This window comes from Stutzerimonas azotifigens (assembly GCF_013522725.1).
Lineage (GTDB): Bacteria > Pseudomonadota > Gammaproteobacteria > Pseudomonadales > Pseudomonadaceae > Stutzerimonas > Stutzerimonas azotifigens_A.
Genome location: NZ_JAAMRF010000008.1, coordinates 128775 through 148002, shown reverse-complemented (window position 1 = coordinate 148002; position 19228 = coordinate 128775). Strand labels below are relative to the sequence as shown.

The 19228-nt window shown below is 65.7% G+C and carries 14 protein-coding genes; 6 read left to right on the top strand and 8 right to left on the bottom strand.

All coding sequences use genetic code 11. The features are described from left to right. Position 1 precedes the first annotated feature (1 nt). The 8 genes from G7026_RS16130 to G7026_RS16095 form a co-directional block, all read right to left on the bottom strand. The gene (locus G7026_RS16130) at positions 2 to 2827 is read right to left on the bottom strand and encodes a putative bifunctional diguanylate cyclase/phosphodiesterase (protein ID WP_181072071.1); all 2826 of its coding nucleotides are present in this window, start codon (positions 2825 to 2827) and stop codon (positions 2 to 4) included. Between the two features lie 439 nt (positions 2828 to 3266). Further along, the gene (locus tag G7026_RS16125) at positions 3267 to 4397 is read right to left on the bottom strand and encodes an alpha-hydroxy acid oxidase (protein ID WP_258190310.1); all 1131 of its coding nucleotides are present in this window, start codon (positions 4395 to 4397) and stop codon (positions 3267 to 3269) included. 47 nt (positions 4398 to 4444) lie between these two features. Beyond that, positions 4445 to 5440, bottom strand: coding sequence for a 2-hydroxyacid dehydrogenase (locus tag G7026_RS16120; protein ID WP_181071935.1), 996 nt, complete (start codon positions 5438 to 5440; stop codon positions 4445 to 4447). A 14-nt stretch (positions 5441 to 5454) separates the two neighbouring features. Next, positions 5455 to 6375, bottom strand: a complete 921-nt coding sequence (locus tag G7026_RS16115) for a dihydrodipicolinate synthase family protein (RefSeq protein ID WP_181071934.1) — start codon at positions 6373 to 6375, stop codon at positions 5455 to 5457. Positions 6376 to 6431: 56 nt separating this feature from the next. Further along, complete coding sequence (locus G7026_RS16110; RefSeq protein WP_219858468.1) at positions 6432 to 7940, bottom strand: tripartite tricarboxylate transporter permease; 1509 nt, start codon at positions 7938 to 7940, stop codon at positions 6432 to 6434. 36 nt (positions 7941 to 7976) lie between these two features. Next, entirely contained in the window at positions 7977 to 8450 is a 474-nt protein-coding gene (locus G7026_RS16105) for a tripartite tricarboxylate transporter TctB family protein (RefSeq protein WP_181071932.1), read from the bottom strand. A gap of 30 nt (positions 8451 to 8480) precedes the next feature. After that, a complete protein-coding gene (locus G7026_RS16100) occupies positions 8481 to 9458 on the bottom strand; it encodes a Bug family tripartite tricarboxylate transporter substrate binding protein (protein WP_181071931.1) in 978 nt (325 codons plus the stop codon). Positions 9459 to 9581: 123 nt separating this feature from the next. Further along, positions 9582 to 10733: a mandelate racemase/muconate lactonizing enzyme family protein gene (locus G7026_RS16095; protein ID WP_181071930.1), complete on the bottom strand. Its 1152-nt coding sequence runs from the start codon at positions 10731 to 10733 to the stop codon at positions 9582 to 9584. Positions 10734 to 10969: 236 nt separating this feature from the next. Here G7026_RS16095 and G7026_RS16090 point away from each other — a divergent pair, with 236 nt between their 5' ends. The 6 genes from G7026_RS16090 (at position 10970) to G7026_RS16065 (ending at position 19227) form a co-directional block, all read left to right on the top strand. Beyond that, entirely contained in the window at positions 10970 to 12016 is a 1047-nt protein-coding gene (locus G7026_RS16090; protein WP_181071929.1) for a LacI family DNA-binding transcriptional regulator, read from the top strand. Between the two features lie 112 nt (positions 12017 to 12128). Continuing rightward, a complete protein-coding gene (locus G7026_RS16085; protein WP_181072070.1) occupies positions 12129 to 13838 on the top strand; it encodes an IlvD/Edd family dehydratase in 1710 nt (569 codons plus the stop codon). A 67-nt stretch (positions 13839 to 13905) separates the two neighbouring features. Continuing rightward, entirely contained in the window at positions 13906 to 14613 is a 708-nt protein-coding gene (locus G7026_RS16080) for a fumarylacetoacetate hydrolase family protein (protein WP_181071928.1), read from the top strand. Between the two features lie 65 nt (positions 14614 to 14678). Beyond that, positions 14679 to 16859, top strand: coding sequence for a DNA helicase II (gene uvrD / locus G7026_RS16075; protein ID WP_181071927.1), 2181 nt, complete (start codon positions 14679 to 14681; stop codon positions 16857 to 16859). A gap of 219 nt (positions 16860 to 17078) precedes the next feature. Next, on the top strand, positions 17079 to 18179 hold the full coding sequence (locus tag G7026_RS16070; protein WP_181071926.1) for a TRAP transporter substrate-binding protein: 1101 nt from the start codon (positions 17079 to 17081) through the stop codon (positions 18177 to 18179). A gap of 220 nt (positions 18180 to 18399) precedes the next feature. Beyond that, entirely contained in the window at positions 18400 to 19227 is an 828-nt protein-coding gene (locus G7026_RS16065; RefSeq protein WP_181071925.1) for a Tim44 domain-containing protein, read from the top strand. The last annotated feature ends 1 nt before the right edge of the window (position 19228 follow it).

Here is a 19228-nt window from a genome sequence, read left to right as displayed (position 1 = left end):
ATCACGTCAGCATCTCGACGAAACGTTCGGGCTCCACCGGCGGGCTCAACAGATAGCCCTGGATCTCGTCGCACCCATGCGCCTTGAGAAAGTCCATCTGCCCCTGAGTCTCGACGCCCTCGGCCACAACCTTCAGCTCCAGGTTGTGGGCCATGGCGATGATCGCCCGGATGATCGCGGCGTCTTCGCCGGATTGCTCGAGTTCGGCGATGAACGATTTGTCGATCTTCACGTAATCTACCGGGAAGCGCTTGAGATAGCTGAGCGAGGAATAGCCAGTGCCGAAATCGTCGATCGCCAGGCTCACGCCCAGGGCACGCAGCAGCCGACAGGTGTCGATGGCGTTCTCGATGTCGTCGAGCATCTGGCTTTCGGTGAGCTCGAGCTCCAGCAGCCCGGGGGGCAGGCCGGTCTCCTCGAGCACCTGGCGCACCAGACTGACGAGATTGCCCTGGCGCAGCTGCTTGACCGACAGATTCACCGAAATGCGCAGTTCCGCCAGCCCCTGCTGCTGCCAGCGCCGCGCCTGGGCGCAGGCCTGGCGCAGGACGAACTCGCCCAGCGGGATGATCAATCCGGTGGCTTCGGCCAGCGGGATGAACTGGGCCGGGCCGATCAGTCCCTGTTGCGGGTGACGCCAACGCACCAGCGCCTCCGCCGCCTCCAGCCGGTCGTTGGCGAGGCACAACCGAGGCTGGTAGAACAATTCCAGTTGCCCCTCGTCGAGCGCCTTGCGCAGCTGATTCTCCAGTTGCAGGCTTTCCAGGCTGGAAGCCCGCAAGCGCTCGGTGAAGAACTGCAACGTGTTGCCGCCCAGATGCTTGGCATGCTGAACGGCCATGTTCGCCTGGCGCAGCAGCGCGCTGCCTTCGCGAGCGTTGTCCGGCATCAGACTGACGCCGATCGAGGCGCTGACCACCAGCTCATGGCCACCCACGGTAATCGGCTTGCGGATGCGCGACAGCAGTCGGCTGCCGAGCCGGGCAAGGCTCGACAGGCTGGCGTAGGTATCGAGCAATACGACGAACTCGTCACCCGACAGCCGCGCCAGGGTATCGGCCTCAGACAGGCTGTGCGCCAGGCGCCGCGAAACCTCGACCAGCAACTCGTCGGCAATCTCGTGGCCGAGGCTTTCATTGAGCAGATTGAAACGATCGAGATCGATGTACAGCACCGCCAGGTTGCGCCCGTTCTGACGCACCCGCTGGCAGGCCTCCTGCAGGCGCACCTTGAGCAGGCTGCGATTGGCAAGCCCCGTCAGATCGTCGTAGAAGGTCAGGTAGCGCAGCCGCTCCTCCACCTTGTGCCGCAAGCTCAGGTCGGAGATGAAGCCGACCACATGGGCGACGCGTCCCTGCTCGTTGCGCACCACCTGTAGCTGCACCCACTGCGGATAGACCTCGCCGTTGCGCCGTGTCTCGATCAGTTCGCCCTCCCAGCGGTCATGGGATTCCAGCGCCTCGCGCACCGCCGCGTATTGCCGCTGCGACGTCTCGGAGCTGGCCAGCCGCGCCACGCTGCGTCCGAGCAGCTCTTCACGGCGATAGCCCGACAGCGTGCAGCAGGCCTGGTTCACCGCCAGCACGCGGTAGCTGGCGTCGAGGATGACGATACCCTCGCCGGCGGCCTCGAACACGGTGGCGGCGAGCTTCTGCTGCTCGACCTGCTGGCGCAGCGCGGTGACGTCCCTGCGCGTACCGATCATCCGCCTGACGCGCCCGTCCTGCCCCCGCTCGATGGCCTGGCCGCGGTCCTCGAGCCACAGCCAGCGACCGTCGGCGCCCCGTGCGCGGTACTGCACGACGTAGATGTCGGTGTAGCCCTTGAGATGGGCGACTAGTGCCTCGCGCACCAGCTCGAGATCGTCGACGTGGACCTCCGGCCGAACCAGGCCGGACGCCGCGTCACGATGGTCGAAGCCGAATATCATCCCCAGCCGCGAGCGGTGTACCTCATGCTTCTCCAGGTCCCAGTCCCACAGACCGAGGTCGCTGGCCTCCAGCGCCAGATTCAGCCGTGCCTCGCTCTGCGCCAGCTCGGCCGTGCGTTCGGCGACCCGCTGTTCGAGACCGTCGTATGCCTGGCGCAACTCGGCTTCGGCCCGGCTACGCTGTTCCACCTCTCGCCCGAGCTCCCGGTTGAGCGCCTCGGCGTCGCGGCCCGCCTGGCGCAGGCGATCGATCAGCTGGGCATTCTGCAGGCGCTGTTCGAGCCCGTCGCCGAACAGCCGGTTGACCTGCCAGGCAATGAGGCTGAGGGTCGCCAGGACGATCAGCGCCAGCATGCCCCAGCCGCGCAGCTGCGGCACGTCGCTGGCGATCAGGAGCAAGCCGCTCGGCAGCAGGCAGGGCACGGCAAAGCTGAAGAAGGCCGGCAGGCTGACGGCATAAGCGATGCTCGCGGCCAGCACCACCGAGCCGATCAGCCCGTAGACCATCACCTGGGTGAAGAAGCCGCCCGGCGGAACCAGCCAGACGCAGGCATAGGCCAGGGCGAGCGCCGAGGCGATACTGTTGAGCATGAAATGACGGCGCCAGTAGGGCGCGGCCTGGCGGCCGGTGGGCGCCTGTTCGATCTGTCGTCCCTGGTGCAGCCGCAGACCGGCGAGCACGACGATCCACAGCAGCCAGTAGAACAGCTGCGAAGCCGGCGACACGCCCCAGAGCAGTACCACGCAGCCGAGGCCGGTGAAGATCATCAGCAGGGCGGGCACCCGCGCGCCCCTGAACAGCAGGCGGGTGCGCTCGGCGTCCCGTGCAAGGGCCGTGTGGGGCAGCTCGCCGAAGGTGTCCGAACGCGTCGGGGAAACGATTACCGGATCTGTCATCTGGGCCATTGTTCTTATCGTCAGTGCCGACAGCCACGAAGCGGCAGGGGCATCAGCACATGATGGCATGACGCTAGCCCCCTAACTCAATAAAGCCCATCGTTACCGCTAGAGCAAGCACCGCCTGGCTGCCGACCACCGGCACACCCGCGCCGACGGCCCCGCACACGGTGCCCTCGACCTGAAGGCTCCGGGGCTCACCGCCGGATGGCAACCAGAGCCCCGATCCGCAGGGCAGGCCCAAAGGACGGATCGCTGGCGGGCTGCCGTCAAGGCGATCAGGCTCAGGGCAATCCCTTCGATGTCAACCGCCGGCCAGGCGTTGCGCTCGGCCTCGGCGCGCCGCGCGTAGCAGCGCTTCAGTTTCGCGCGGACGATTCGAACGGTCCTGGTGTAGACCCCGCTTCACGGGCGCTGCACATCGTGCTCTAGCGCCAGGTCAGTTGCGCACCAGGCACTGCTCGGTGATCTCCTCGACCCGGGTAACGCCGAGCAGCGCCATGTCCCGTTGCAGCTCGCCGGCGAGCAGGCCGATGGCATGGCTCACCCCCGCTTCGCCGGCGTAGGCCGCGGCGTAGTTGAACGGCCGGCCGATGAACACCATGCGCGCGCCCAGTGCCAGCGCCTTGAGCACGTCGGTTCCGCGGCGGAAGCCACTGTCCACCATCACCGGCAGATCGCCGACCGCCGCCACCACGCCCGGCAGTGCGCGCAGCGCGGAGACGGTACTGTCGAGCTGGCGGCCGCCATGGTTGGATACGATCAGCGCATCGGCACCGATGTCGCGTGCCTTGCGTGCATCGTCGGGGTGGAGGATGCCCTTGACCACCAGCTTGCCGGGCCACAACCGGCGCACCAGCTCCAGGTAGCTCCAGTTCAGGTGGCTGCGACCGGAGAAGTCGCGCTTGACGTTGCGCGAGATCACCGCGATGCCACGCGTCGCGTAGTTGTTCTCGAAGTGCGGCAGGCCATGGTTGACCAAAGTGCGCAGGAAGGTACCGAACAGCCAGCGCGGTCGTATCAGGCCATCCCAGGCCAGGCGCAGGCTGGGGCGCAGCGGCGAATAGAAGCCCGAGCGGGTGTTGTTGTCGCTGTTCGGCGGCACCGGGTAGTCGACGGTGATCACCAGCTTGTCGAAGCCGGCGTTGCGCACCCGCTCGATCAGCGCCTCGATCCCGGCGTGATCGCCCGGCAGGTAGGCCTGGAACCAGTCGGTCTGGCCCTGGTTGAGCACGTCTTCCATGCGGATCAGCGAGCTGCCGCTGAGGATCATCGGGATGCCGGCCTTGGCTGCCGCCTGCGCCTGCACCAGGTCGCCGCGGTAGGCCGACAGCGCACTGATGCCCATCGGCGCAATGCCGATGGGCAATGCGTAGCGCTGGCCGAACAGCTCGGTTTGGAGCGAGACCTTAGACACGTCGACCAGCGCACGCGGCAGGAAGGCGTAATCGTCGAAGGCGCTGCGGTTGGCGCGGGCGGTGTGACCGTCTTCGGCCACGTTGGCGATGTATCCGTAGAGGGGGCGTGGCAGAAGGCGTTTGGCTGCACGATCGAGATCGTGCAGGTTCAAGATCGACGCCAAGCGTCGCGAATACTTACCCGGCATGTCCGTTTGTCCTACTGCAGATGATGGGGTTGGCGGATCGCCCAGGCCTCGGGATTGACCAGGTCGCGCGGGCGTTCGCCCTGCAAGGCCTGACAGATGTTTTCCACCGCGCAGCTGGCCATCGCTTCGCGGGTCTCGTGGGTGGCCGAGCCGATGTGCGGCAGGGTCACCACGTTGTCCATGCGCAGCAGCGGCGAGTCGGGCGAAACCGGCTCCTGCTCGAACACGTCGAGCCCGGCGCCGGCGATCAGGCCTTCTTCCAGCGCGCGGATCAGCCCGGCCTCGTCGACCACCTTGCCCCGCGCAATGTTCACCAGGAAGGCCGAACGCTTCATCGCCCGGCACTGCTCGTAGCCGACCAGGTGCTCGGTCTCTTCGGTCAGCGGCACGGTGAGGCAGACGAAGTCGGACTCGGCCAGCAGCGCTTCGAAGCTGCGCCGCTGGAGGCCCCACTCGGTCTCCAGCTCGGGCTTGGGCGAGGCGTTGCTGTAAAGGACGCGCATGTTGAAGCCCAGCGCGCGACGGGCGATGGCCCGGCCGATGCGCCCAAGCCCGACCAGGCCGAGGGTCTTGCCGTGCACGTTGCTGCCGAAGTGCGACTCGCCGACGTGCTGGGTCCAGCGGCCCTCGCGCACCATGGTCGCCAGCTCCACCAGCCGCCGGGCGCTGGCCATGATCAGCATGAAGCCGGTGTCGGCAGTGGTCTCGGTAAGCACGTCCGGGGTGTTGGTCAGCAGGATGCCGCGGCGGCTGAGTTCAGCCACCGGGAAGTTGTCGTAACCCACCGAAATGGTGGCGATGGCTTCCAACCCTGGCGCCTCGTCGAGCATCGCCGGGGTGACCTGCAGCTTGCCGCCGATCAGCCCGTGCGCCTGGCGCAGGGCGGCGGCGACCGCCTCGGCATGCTGCTCGGGCTCCTCGAAATACTCGACCTCGAACTGTTCGCGCAAGCGCTGAAGCTGCGGCTCCTTCAGGCGTCGCAGGGCGACGATCCGTTTCCTCTCCATCGGTACGCCTCCTTTCAGCCGTCTTTCAGGCCAGGCATGTCGAAGCTGGCCTCATCGAGGATGGCGAACAGGTCCTGACGCTGCTGTTCGTTCAGCTCCACCAACGGCGGACGCACCTGCGCCCACTCCTCGATGCCGCTGTAACGGGCAGCGGCGGCCTTCAGCGCGGGGATCATCGGGAAGCGCTCGAACAGCTTGCGGGTGTTGGTCAGCGCAGCCTGCTGGGCGTCGGCATCGGCCCCTTGCCAGGCTTTCGCCAGGGCAGAGATCGGACCCGGATTGACGTTGGCGGTGGCGCTGATGCAGCCGGCACCGCCAGCGCGCAGGGTCTGCAGCAGGAAGTGCTCACTGCCGGCGTAGACCTGGAAGCCGTCGGCGGCGAAGTTGTCGATCATCGCCTGGGTGTTGCTCCAGTCGCCGGAGCTGTCCTTCACTCCGACCACGTTCTTCGGATAGGCCTTGAGCAGGCGCTCGATCAGGGCCAGCGACAGCGGCACCTGCGACACCGGCGGGATGTGGTAGAGGTAGATACGCAGGCGCGCATCCCCGACCCGCTCGATCACCTCGGAGAAGTAGCGGAACAACCCTTCGTCGGAGACGCCCTTGTAGTAGAACGGCGGCAGCATGAGCACGCCTTCCACGCCCTGGGCGACCGCGTGGCGGGTCAGCGCCACCGCATCGGGCAGGGCGCTGGCACCGGTGCCCGGCATCAGCCGCGCGGCCGGAATGCCACCCTCGATCAGCGCGTCGAGCAGCTGGCTCTTTTCCTCCACCGACAGCGAGTTGGCTTCGGAGTTGGTACCGAACACGGCGAGCCCGACGTCGTTGTCCAGCAGCCAGCGGCACTGCGCCACAAAGCGTTCCCTGTCCGGCGCGAGTTCCGCGGTGAAGGGGGTGATCACCGGGGACCAGACGCGACCCGTGGCATGACTCATGTTTCTCTCCTTTTTTCGGTTATCCGGCCGCCGTCAGAGGCCGCCGGGTCGTGATTTCAGGTCGGCTGGGTGCCGCGACGCAAAGGCGCCAGCAGCCAGCGGAACACCGGCGTTGCCTGCAGTATCGAGAAGGCGGCGATGCACAGCAGCACTACCGCAATCGGGCTGGACAGGAAGATGCGGTAGTCGTCATTGCCGATCAGCATCGACTGATGGAAGCTGTTCTCCATCACCGGTCCGAGGATCAGCCCGATGACCATTGGCGCTGGCGACACACCGGCCTTGGCCAGCCAATAGCCGAACAGCCCGAAGCCGAGCATCAGGCCCACCTCGAACAGGCTGTTGTTGATCGCGTAGGCGCCGATAATGCACAGCGCGATGATCGCGCAGGCGATGAAGCCGTCCGGGATGCGAGTGACCGCCACGCTGGCCTTGGTGAACATCAGGCCAACGGCGAGCAGCCCGACGTTGGCGAAGATCACCGCCCAAATCAGCGTGTAGGTCACGTCGCCATAGTCGGTCAGCAGGTTCGGCCCCGGCAGGATGCCCTGCACCATCAGCGCACCGAGCAGGATCGCGGTGGCCGAGCTGCCGGGAATCCCCAGCGCGATGGTAGGGATCAACGCACCGCCGACCACCGCGTTGTTCGCCGCCTCCGGCGCGGCGACCCCGGCGGGATCGCCCTGGCCAAAACGACTCTTGTCCTTGGCGAAACGCTTGGCCTCGTTGTAGGCGAACCAGCTGGCGGTGTCCCCGCCCGTGCCCGGGATCAGCCCGACGATGACGCCGATACCGCTGGAACGCAGAATGTTCGGCATCAGCGCCTTCAACTCGGAAAACTTCGGAATCAGCCGGTCGGTGATGCGACTGGCGACCTTGGCGGGAGCATTGGAGTTTTCGATCAGCGACAGCGCCTGGGGAATCGAGAACAGCCCGATCAACGCCACCGTGAAACTGATGCCGGAGAACAGGTTGATGTTGCCGAAGGCCATCCGCGGCGTGCCGGTGGTCAGGTCCATGCCCACGGTACTGATCAGCAGCCCGACACCGCCGGAAAACAGTCCGTTGACCACCGAGCCCTGGGCCAGCGAGCCGATGATGGTGATACCGAGCAAGGCGATGGCGAACAGCTCGATGGGCCCGAACTCGACCACGATGCTGCCAAGCAGCGGTGCCGCCATCAGCAACGCGATGCCGCTAATGCTACCGCCGATGAAGGAAGCGAACAGGGATATCCCCAGCGCCTTGCCCGCCTGGCCCTGCTGCGCCATCGGGAAGCCGTCGAGCACCGTCGCGGCGGCTGAAGGCGTACCCGGCGTGCGCAACAGGATGGCGGCGATCGAACCGCCGTAGGAAGCGCCGACATAGAGCGAGGCGAGCATGCTCAGGCCGGTCGCGGTATCCATGCTGAAGGTCAGTGGCAACAGCAGCGCCAGCGCCATGGTGGCCGACAGGCCCGGCATGGCGCCGACGAACAGGCCGAGAAGCGTGCCGCCGAGAATCGCGGCGATGTTGTACAGGGTGAACACATTGGTCAGCCCTGTCATGACGATTGAACTATCCACTGGAAAGGCCTCGCCGAATCATAAGAAATGAGGCAATCAGGAGATCGCCAAGGGGAGTAGCGGCACGGGGAGTCCGAGGAACTGGACGAACACCACGCAGACCATCGCCACCAGCACCACCGTCGCGATCACGGCGAAGCGAACCGATACGGTGCGGATCATCGCCAACGCCAACCCCATGAACAGCGCCGTCGACAGCAGATAGCCAAGTGTGGTGATGGCGAAGACGTAGCCGCAGGCGAGTGCGAAGACCACAGCCGCCGCGCCATAGCGCGGCCTGAGCGTCGGCTCGGCGACAGCCTCGCCCTCGCTCTCGCCGATGGCCTGCCGGCTGGCGGCCCGCCAGCGCAGCAGCTCCGAGCACACCATGGCCGCGGACAGCAGGGCTACTGTCACCGAGTAGATCAGTGGCATCTCGGCCGCCGCCTTCGGATAGCCCTGGGCATTGACGAAGAACACTGCGGCAATGCCAATGCCGAAGAGTCCGAGTACCAACCTGTTGATATTCATGGGGCGCCTCCCGGAGCATTTGCGGTCGCTTTACTGTTGCTTGGCGCTGACTTCTTCCCAGATGCCCTGGAATTCCTTCTCCATGCGCTGGAACATCTCGCCGTAGGCTTCGCCGGTGACGATATCGATACTCAGCGCCCGCTTCTTCGCGTCTTCGAGGAATGCCTGGTCGGTTTTGAGCGCCTCGAATGCGGCGATGAGCTGATCGCGAGCCTCGTCCGGAATGCCGGCCGGTGCGCTGTAGCCGCGCGAGGAACCGGCCACCACATCGATGCCCTTCTCCTTGAGCGTCGGCACGTCCGGCATGCTGTCGATGCGCTTCTCGGAAAACACTGCGAGGGCCTTGAGGTTGCCGCTCTGCACCTGGCTGTAGACGGTGCCGACGTTGTTGAAGCTGACGTCGATCTTGTTACCCATGGCGGCGGTGGCAGAGGGACCGTCGCCCTGGAACGGCACCTTCTTGAACGACAGGCCGGTGGCCTTCTCCACCATCAGGGTGGTGAAGTAGTCGTCGCCGCCCATGCCGGAGTTGCCGACGGTGATGCGGCCGGGCTTCTCCTTGGCCGCGGCGATCAGGTCTTCGAGGGTGTTGATGGGGCTGTCCTTGGCGACCACGGCGATGCCCGGGTCGGTGACCACGTTGGCGATCGGGGTCAGGTCCTTGATGTTGTAGGTGATCGCGTCGTTCATGATGTAGTTGGTCATCAGCATCGGCGTGTTGGTGACGCTGATCACCGAACCATCCTTCTTCGACTGCTTGGCCAGGCGGGTCCAGGCGATCGCGCCGGTGGCACCCGGGATGTATTCGTTGACGAAATTCACGCCGAGCGTCTTGCTGATGTAAGGCTGCACCAGCTGCGCCAGCACGTCGCTGCCACCGCCGGGCTTGAAGCCCTGCAGCACGGCGACGTCCTCGCCAGCAACGTATTCGGCCTGGACGGAGAAGGACAGGGACACCGCCGTTGCGGCGGTCAGGATGGCAGCGGATATTTTTTTGTTGATCTTCATTTCGCTCACTCCACACATTCTTGTTGGATTTATGGCGTCCGGCACGAATCGACCCGGACGTGTCGAGAGGGCTGCGACGCAAGCGCCGCGAACCCCTTCAGCGGGTACAGCTTTTTTTCGCCCTCAGCGGTTTTTCTGCAGGGTCTGCCACGGGCCGCCAGAGGCGGCGATCGAATAGCGCGCCACGGCCTGCTCGTCGAAATCGAAGCCCAGGCCTGGGCTCTGGTGCAGCTTGATGTAGCCGTCCTCCTGCTCCAGCTGACGGTCGATCAGCCGGCGGAAGTTGAGCACCTGGTCATCCCAGAAGAACTCCACGTAACGCGCGTTCGGCGTGGCGGCCACCAGCGGCGCGTGCACGTCGTGGAACCAGTGCGGGTACATCGGCACGCCGTAACCGGCGGCCATCGCCGCGATACGGCGCCATTCGGTGATGCCGCCGCAGACCACCGCATCGGTCTGCAGAATGGCTGCGCCGCCCTTGTCGAGCAGCTCCTTGTGGCGCCAGCGGCCGACCTCCACCTCGCCGGTAGCCACCGGAATCGGCGTGGCCCGGGCCAGGCGCGCGTGGCTGTCGATGTCGTCGACCAGGAACGGCTCCTCGACGAAGGCCGGGTTGTAGCGTTCGAAGCGGCGCACGTACTGCAGCGCCTCGGTGACATCGCTCCAGCCGTTGTTGACGTCGAGCATCAACTCGACGTCCGGGCCAATGGCCTCGCGCGCCGCCGCCACCCGCGCCTCCTCTTCCTTGGGCGAGAGGCGTCCGGTCTTCATCTTCACCGCCTTGAAGCCGAGCGACACGTAGTGAGCCATTTCCTCACCGAGCAGTTCGGGGGTCTTGCCGTCGAGGTAGTAACCGCCACTGGCGTAGGCCGGCACGCGGTCGGCGCTGGCCGCACCGAGATAACGGTGCAACGGCAGGCCGGCGCTGCGCGCGTTGAGGTCCCAGAGGGCCGTGTCGAGGATGCTGATGGCGCGCATGACGACGCCTGCGCGGCCCTGCAGCAGGGCTTCCTGGTACATCTCCCGCCACAGTGCCTCGACGTCCAGCGAATCGCGGCCGAGCAGCACCGGCGCCAGCAGCTTTTCCACGGCGATCGGCAGCAGCTCGCCACCGGCGCTGCCGACGTAGCAGAAGCCGACGCCGGTCACGCCGTCCTCGGAGGTGACCTTGACCAGGCCGTAGTCACGTGCGGATACGGTGCGGTTGGAGAATGAGGTGACGCGGTCGAGCGGCACGCGCGCCGCGCAGACGGAAATGGAGCGAATGACAGCCATCTTGTTTTCCTTGTTTTCGGCGGTGGAACAGGGACGCAAGCGCCTGATGCAACCGGTTTCATCATCACTGGAAAGCAGGTTCCAGAGCCCTCGAAGGCAGCAGGTGATTCCCTTGAGACTTCTCTGTAACCGCTTACATTTGCACAAAAATGCGATGTAACCGTTTACAAAAACCTAGTTTCGGTTTTTCCTAATGTCAACAGCCGATTCAGATCGGTGCCTGTCGAAGATGCCCAATGAGCTCACCCGCCCGTCCGACTCCCTCCCTGCTTTCCGGCGCTGGCCTGCGTGACGTTGCCCGTCTCGCCGGGGTTTCGACCGCCACCGTGTCGCGCGTGCTGAACGGCAGCGCCGCGGTCAGCGACGACAAGCGGCAGGCCGTGCAGCTCGCCTGCGACGAGCTGGGTTATGTGCTCAACGCCGCCGCCCGCACCCTCTCCTCGCGGCGCAGCATGACCATCGGCGCTGTAGTGCCGACGCTCGCCACCGAGACCTTCTCGCGACCGCTCGCGGCCTTCCAGCAGACCGTACACAAGGCCGGCTACACGCTGCTGGTGGCCAGCTTCGGTTTCGACCCCCAGGTCGAGCTTCAGGAAGTGCAGACCATGCTCGAGCATGGCGTAGATGCGCTGATGGTGGTCGGCCGCACCCATGACCCGAAGATGTGGGAGCTGATCGAGCGCAAGGGCATTCCCTGCGTGCAGGCCTGGACCCAGGACCATAGGCGTCCGAGCGTCGGCTTCGACAACGTCACCGTCGCGCGACAAATGGTCGACCACCTGCTCGCCCTCGGGCACCAGCGATTTGCAACGATCGTCGGCGAACCCGCATTCAACGACCGCGTCGGCGACCGGATCATCGGTACCCACGCACGCCTGACCGAAGTCGGCCTTGAACTGCCCGAGCACTGGCGGATGGAAACCAACCTGACCCTGGAAGACGGCATCGCCGCCATGCGTCGCCTTTTGCAGGGCCCGACGCGTCCTACCGCGGTGATCTGCGCCAACGATCTCTTGGCCTTCGGCGCCCTGCTGGCGGCCAGGGAATTCGGCGTGCGCGTCCCCGAGGACATTTCGGTGGTCGGCTTCAACGACTTCGACTATGCCCGTCACATGTCGCCGCCACTGACCACCATTCGCGTCGAACTCGAACAGATCGGCGCACGCGCCGGCGCCTGCCTGCTCGAAGCGCTGGCCGGCAAATCGCACAGCGGCCCCATCGAGGTCAGCACCGAGCTGGTGGTGCGCAGCAGCTCGGGACCGGCCCCCAAACCCACCGGCTAAGGCTTCCCGCCCGGCCAGACCTCGCCTGCCGTACGCCTCGGCATACAACAACAATCGAGAGGTACACCCCGTGAACGACGACCAGAACCCCGGCAACAACCCTGCCCGCGGCATGCGCAAGGGCCTGACCAACTATGGCGATGCGGAATTCTCGCTGTTCCTGCGCAAGGCCTTCATCAAGGGCGCGGGCTATTCGGACGATGCGCTGGAACGGCCAATCGTCGGCATCACCAACACCGGCAGCGGCTTCAATCCTTGCCACGGCAACGCGCCGCAGCTGATCGAAGCGGTCAAGCGCGGGGTGATGCTCGCCGGCGGCCTGCCGGTGGATTTCCCCACCATCTCGATCCACGAGAGCTTCGCCCACCCCAACAGCATGTTCCTGCGCAACCTGATGTCGATGGACACCGAGGAGATGATCCGCGCCCTGCCGATCGATGCCGTGGTGCTCATCGGCGGCTGCGACAAGACCGTCCCGGCGCAGCTGATGGGCGCCGCCAGCGCCGGCGTGCCGGCCATCCAGCTGGTCAGCGGTTCGATGCTGACCGGCTCGCACCGCGGCGTGCGCGTAGGCGCCTGCACCGACTGCCGACGCTTCTGGGGCATGTACCGCGGCGACGAGATCGACGCCCAGGAAATCGCCGAGGTCAACGACCAGCTGGTCGCCAGCGTTGGAACCTGCTCGGTCATGGGCACCGCCAGTACCATGGCCTGCGTCACCGAAGCGCTGGGCATGATGCTCCCCGGCGGCGCCACGCCACCGGCGGTCACCGCCGATCGCATCCGTATCGCCGAGCGCACCGGCACCCAGGCGGTGGCCATGATCCAGGCCGGCATGACGCCTGATCGGATTCTCACCAAAAAAGCGTTCGAGAACGCCCTGATGGTGTTGCTCGCCATTGGCGGCTCCACCAACGGCATCGTGCACCTGGCGGCGATCGCCGGCCGTTGCGGCATCCGCATCGACATGGACGAGGTCGACGCGCTCGGCCGCAACATTCCGGTGCTGGTCGACCTCAAGCCGTCCGGCACGCATTACATGGAAGACCTGCACAGGGCCGGCGGGCTGGCGCCCGTGCTACGCGAACTGCGGCCGTTCCTGCACCTGGACGCGCTGACGGTCACCGGACGCACACTGGGCGAGGAGCTCGATGCGGTCGCGGCCTTCCCGCAGGACGTGGTGCGCCCGCTGGACAACCCGATCTACCCGCAAGGCGGCATCGCCTTCCTGCGCGGCAACCTCGCGCCGGACGGGGCGATCATCAAGCAATCGGCGGCCAGTGCCGAGCTGATGGAGCACGAGGGCCGCGTGGTGGTGTTCGACGGCCTGGAAGACCTGGCACAGCGCATCGACGCCCCGGACCTCGACGTTAACGCCGACGACATCCTGGTGCTCAAGAACATCGGCCCCAAGGGCGCGCCAGGCATGCCGGAAGCCGGTTATATCCCGATCCCACGCAAGCTGGCGCGCGCCGGGGTGAAGGACATGGTGCGCATCTCCGACGGCCGCATGAGCGGCACGGCAGGCGGCACCATCATTCTGCACGTGACCCCGGAGGCGGCCGTCGGCGGCCCGCTCGCGCTCATCGAAAGTGGTGATCGGCTGCGTCTGAGCGTGCGCGAGCGCGCCCTGGAACTGCTGGTCAGCGACGAGGAGCTGGCCCGTCGGCGCGATGCCCTCAGCCTGCCGGCGCCGCGCGAAGGGGATGGGCGCGGGTATCGCAAACTGTTCTTGGACACCGTCACCCAGGCAGACAACGGCTGCGATTTTGACTTCCTGCGCAGCCTCAACGAGCACGGCAGCATCCCGCAGCAGCGCTGAACACCTTCCTTGCCGCCCTGCCTGTGGCGGGGCGGCTCCGAGCAACCCGTCAATCATGGAGCACCCGATGAGTTCGTCCGAGCAGAGCGACTACCTCTTTACCCCCAGCATCCCCAGCCTCGCCATCGCAAACAGCGGCCAGCGCTTTCCGGTGCGGCGCATCTACTGCGTTGGGCGCAACTACGCCGACCACGCCCGGGAAATGGGCCACGACCCGGACCGCGAGCCGCCCTTCTTCTTCACCAAGCACCCCGACAGCCTGCTGCCCGACGGCAGTGAATTCCCCTACCCGCCGGCCACCGAAAGCGTCCACCACGAGATCGAACTGGTCGTGGCGATCGGCCGCGGCGGCTCAGACATTCCGGTCGAGCAGGCGCTTGAGCACGTCTACGGCTACGCCGTGGGCCTGGACATGACCCGCCGCGACCTGCAGGCCGAAGCGAAGAAAATGGGCCGCCCGTGGGCCGTGGCCAAGGGTTTCGACCACGCCGCCCCCTGCTCGGCGCTGGTACCGGCGCAGATGATCGGCCACCCCACAGAAGGCCGCATCTGGCTCAACATCAACGGCGACACACGTCAGGAAGGCGACCTCGCCTCGCAGATCTGGAGCGTGCCGGAAGTGATCGCCTACCTGTCGCGGCTGTTCGTCCTCGAGCCCGGCGACCTCATCATGACCGGCACCCCGGCCGGCGTCGGCCCGGTTGAACCCGGCGACCGGCTGAGCGGCGGCGTACAGGGCATCGGCACGCTGGAAATCACCGTCGGCGACCGTTGAGACCAGAGGAGAGACGCCGGCGAATGGCGTCGGCAGGCGAGGCGCCGCCCTGTTAGAATGCCGCGATGCATGACGATCTCTCTCTCCTCCTGAATTCCCTGAACGATGCCCAGCGCCAGGCCGTGGCCGCGCCGCTGGGCCGTCAACTGGTACTGGCCGGTGCCGGCTCGGGCAAGACCCGGGTGCTGGTGCACCGCATCGCCTGGCTGCACCAGGTCGAACGCGCCTCGCTGCATTCGGTGTTGTCGGTCACCTTCACCAACAAGGCCGCCGCCGAGATGCGCCACCGCATCGAGCAACTGCTGAAGGTCAACCCGCAGGGCATGTGGGTCGGCACCTTCCACGGCCTGGCCCACCGCCTGCTGCGCGCGCACTGGCGCGAGGCCAAGCTGGCCGAGAACTTCCAGATCCTCGATTCCGATGACCAGCAGCGCCTGGTCAAGCGGGTGATCCGCGAGCTTGGCCTCGACGAACAGCGCTGGCCGGCGCGCCAGGCCCAGTGGTGGATCAACGGCCAAAAGGACGAGGGCCTGCGACCGCAACATATTCAGGCGGGCGGCGACCTGTTCCTCGCCACCATGGTGAAGATCTACGAAGCCTACGAAACGGCCTGCGCCCGCGCCGGCGTCATCGATTTCTCCGAACTGCTGCTGCGTGCACTGGACCTGTGGCGTGACAATCCGGGCTTGCTGGAGCACTACCAGCGCCGTTTCCGCCACATCCTGGTCGATGAGTTCCAGGACACCAACGCCGTGCAGTACGCCTGGCTGCGGCTGCTTGCCAAGGGCGGCGAGAGCCTGATGGTGGTCGGCGACGACGACCAGTCGATCTATGGCTGGCGCGGCGCTCGGATCGAGAACCTGCACCAGTTCAGCCAGGACTTCCCGGATGCCGAAACCATCCGCCTGGAACAGAACTACCGCTCCACGGCCTGCATCCTCAAGGCCGCCAACGCGCTGATCGCCAACAACCAGGGCCGTCTGGGCAAGGAGCTGTGGACCGAAGGCTGCGAAGGCGAGCCGATCAGCCTCTACGCCGCGTTCAACGAACATGACGAAGCGCGCTACGTGGTGGAAACCATCGAGTCGACACTCAAGACCGGCCTGACGCGCAGCGAAATCGCCATCCTCTACCGCTCCAACGCCCAGTCGCGGGTGCTCGAAGAAGCGCTGCTGCGTGAGCGCATCCCCTATCGCATCTACGGCGGTCAGCGCTTCTTCGAGCGCGCCGAGATCAAGAACGCGATGGCTTACCTGCGCCTGATCCAGACCCGTCACAACGATGCGGCGCTGGAGCGGGTGATCAACGTGCCGGCACGCGGCATCGGCGAGAAGACCGTCGAATGCCTGCGGCAGCTGGCGCGCAACGAAGATATCTCCATGTGGGCGGCCGTGCATCAGGCGGTCGGCACCAAGGTGGTGTCCGGCCGCGCGGCCAGCGCGCTGAACGCGTTCGTCGAGCTGGTCGACACCCTCGCGCTGAAGGTCGAGGGCATGCAGCTGCACAACATGGCGCAGCTGGTGATCGAGCAGTCCGGCCTGCTGGCCTACCACCGCGACGAAAAGGGCGAGAAGGCCCAGGCGCGGGTGGAAAACCTTGAGGAACTGGTCTCGGCCGCCCGCGCCTTCGACCACTACAGCGATGACGTCGACGACGAGCAGACGCCGTTGGCCGCCTTCCTCGACCACGCCTCGCTGGAGGCCGGCGAGCAGCAGGCCGGCGACCACGAAGACAGCGTCCAGCTGATGACGTTGCACAGTGCCAAGGGCCTGGAGTTTCCCGTGGTGTTCCTGGTCGGCATGGAAGAAGGCCTGTTCCCGCACAAGATGAGCCTGGAAGAAGCCGGACGCCTGGAAGAAGAGCGCCGTCTGGCCTATGTCGGCGTCACCCGTGCGATGCAGCACCTCTACGTGACCTACGCCGAAACCCGAAGGCTCTACGGCAGCGAGACCTACAACAAGATCTCGCGCTTCGTCCGCGAGATACCGCCTGCGCTGATCAGCGAGGTGCGCCTGAACAATACGGTCAGCCGCTCTTTCGATACGCGCAGTTCTTCGATCTTCGCCGGAGCTGGCGTGCCGGAAACTCCCTTCAGCCTGGGCCAACGCGTACGCCATTCGCTGTTCGGCGAAGGCACGATCCTCAACTTCGAAGGCTCCGGCGCCCAGGCGCGGGTGCAGGTCAATTTCGAGGATGAAGGCAGCAAGTGGCTGATGCTCAGCTACGCCAAGCTCGAAGCGCTGTAAGTACAGATTGCGCGGCTCCAGGGCCGCAACGAATTGTCCGGCATGCCGGAACGCCGCCGGAACGCTCCGGTGGCAGCCCGCCGACTTCCACAAGAAGCGAGGGACAGTGAGACGGTGGCGACCCGTGCCGCCGTACCGAGGAGCATGGCTGCATACCTGGCCGGTCCGCCCAACATCGAACGAGACAATAAAGTCCTACACGACATTACCGGAGACACCATGAAACGCCGCCACCTGTTCGGCGCTGCCGCTGCCCTGCTCGCCGCCTTCGGCCTCGCCGGCTGCAATGACGACAAACCCGGCCCGGCCAGCGATACCCAGGCCGAAGCCAAAGCCAAGACCTACAACTGGAAAATGGTCACTGCCTGGCCGAAGAACTATCCCGGCCTCGGCACCTCCGCCGAGCGCCTGGCCGAACGCATCAACGCCATGAGCGGCGGGCGTCTGACCATCCGCGTCTACGCCGCCGGCGAGCTGGTTCCAGCGCTCGAGGTTTTCGACTCGGTTTCGCGCGGCACCGCCGAAATCGGCCATGGCGCCGCCTATTACTGGCGCGGCAAGGTTCCTACCGCGCAATTCTTCACCTCGGTGCCCTTCGGGCTCTCGACGATTGAAATGAACGCTTGGCTGAACAAGGGCGGCGGTCTGAAGTTCTGGGAAGAGGCCTATGCCCCCTACGGCGTCAAGCCGCTTGCGGCAGGCAACTCCACCATGCAGATGGGTGGCTGGTACAACAAGGAGATCAACTCCCTGGCCGACCTCAAGGGCTTGAAGGTCCGCATGCCGGGGCTGGGGGGTGAAGTGCTCAGTCGCCTCGGCGCGACCACCGTCAACCTGCCCGGCGGCGAAGTGTTCACTGCCCTGCAGACCGGCGCCATCGACGCCACCGACTGGGTCAGCCCCTACAACGACCTGGCGTTCGGCCTGCACAAGGCTGCCAAGTACTACTACTACCCGGGCTGGCAGGAGCCGCAGGCGGTGATCGAGATGCTGATCAACCAGAAGGCCTTCGACAGCCTGCCGGCGGATCTGCAGGCGATCGTCACCGAGGCGGCGCGCGCCGGTAACCAGGACATGGCCGACGATTACGTTTATCACAACGCCATTGCCCTGCAGGAGCTGAAGCAGCAGGGTGTACAGCTCAAGCGCTTCCCCGACGAGGTGCTCGACGCCATGTACGAGCAATCCGAGCAGGTGCTGGGCGCTCTGGCCGGCCAGAGCGAACTGAACGGGCGCATCTGGGCGTCGATGAAGGCGTTCCAGGAGCAGGCCAAGCCAATGCAGGAAATCACCGAGAAAGAGCTCTACAACTGGCGTTGAGCCTGCTGTAGAGAAACGGAGCCCAAGGGCTCCGTTTCATTTTCAACGCGTAGTCGTCTTGCCCGCCGACGAGGGGCGCAGAGCGCGTAATAGGCGCTCTCGAGTGACCCGGCGGAGTGAGAGGCAAAAGCCGGTAACATACTCCCTCTGGTCAAATGTCTGGCCGCCTGGGCAGGATGACATACGTAAAGCCCTTTTTAGTCAGCAGTGGGAATACAGAATGCAACGTGTGCTTAGCCTTTTCATGGCGCTGTGTATCGGCCTGACCCTCAGTCTCGACGCCAACGCCAAGCGCTTCGGTGGCGGCAAGAGCTTCGGCGCCGCGCCGAGCCACCAATCACGTCAGGCGCAACCGCAAACCCAGCGCACCGACAGCGCTCAGGCCGGCCGCCAGCAACCGTCGGCCGCCAGCCGTGGTCTCGGCATGCTGGGCGCACTGGCCGCCGGTGGCCTGCTCGCCGCGCTGTTCATGGGGGGTGGCTTCGAAGGCATCAACTTCATGGACATCCTGATCTTCGCCGTCATCGGCTTCCTGCTGTTCCGCTTCCTCGCCGCACGCCGTCGCCAGCAGCAGCCTGCCATGGCCGGCCATGCGCCGATGCAGCGTGAAATGCCGCAGCAGTCGATCTTTGGCGGCAGCGCCAGCAGCGTGGCTCCAGCGCCGGTGATCAATGCGCCGAGCTGGTTCAACGAACAGAACTTCGTTGCCGCGGCCCGCGAGCATTTCCTTTCGCTGCAGCAGCATTGGGATGCCAACGAGATGGACAAGATCTCCGAGTTCGTCACCCCGCAGCTGCTCGACTTCCTCAAGCGCGAGCGTGCGGAGCTGGGCGAAGGCTACCAGTCGACCTATATCGATGACCTGCAGATCCAGCTCGACGGTGTCGATGATCAGGCCGACAAGACCATCGCGACGCTGACCTTCATCGGCGTATCCAAGTCCTCGCGCTTCGACCAGGGCGAGCCCTTCAGCGAAAGCTGGCGGATGGAGCGCGCCCAGGGCGAGAACCAGCCCTGGCTGGTGGCGGGCATCCGTCAGAACGGCTGAT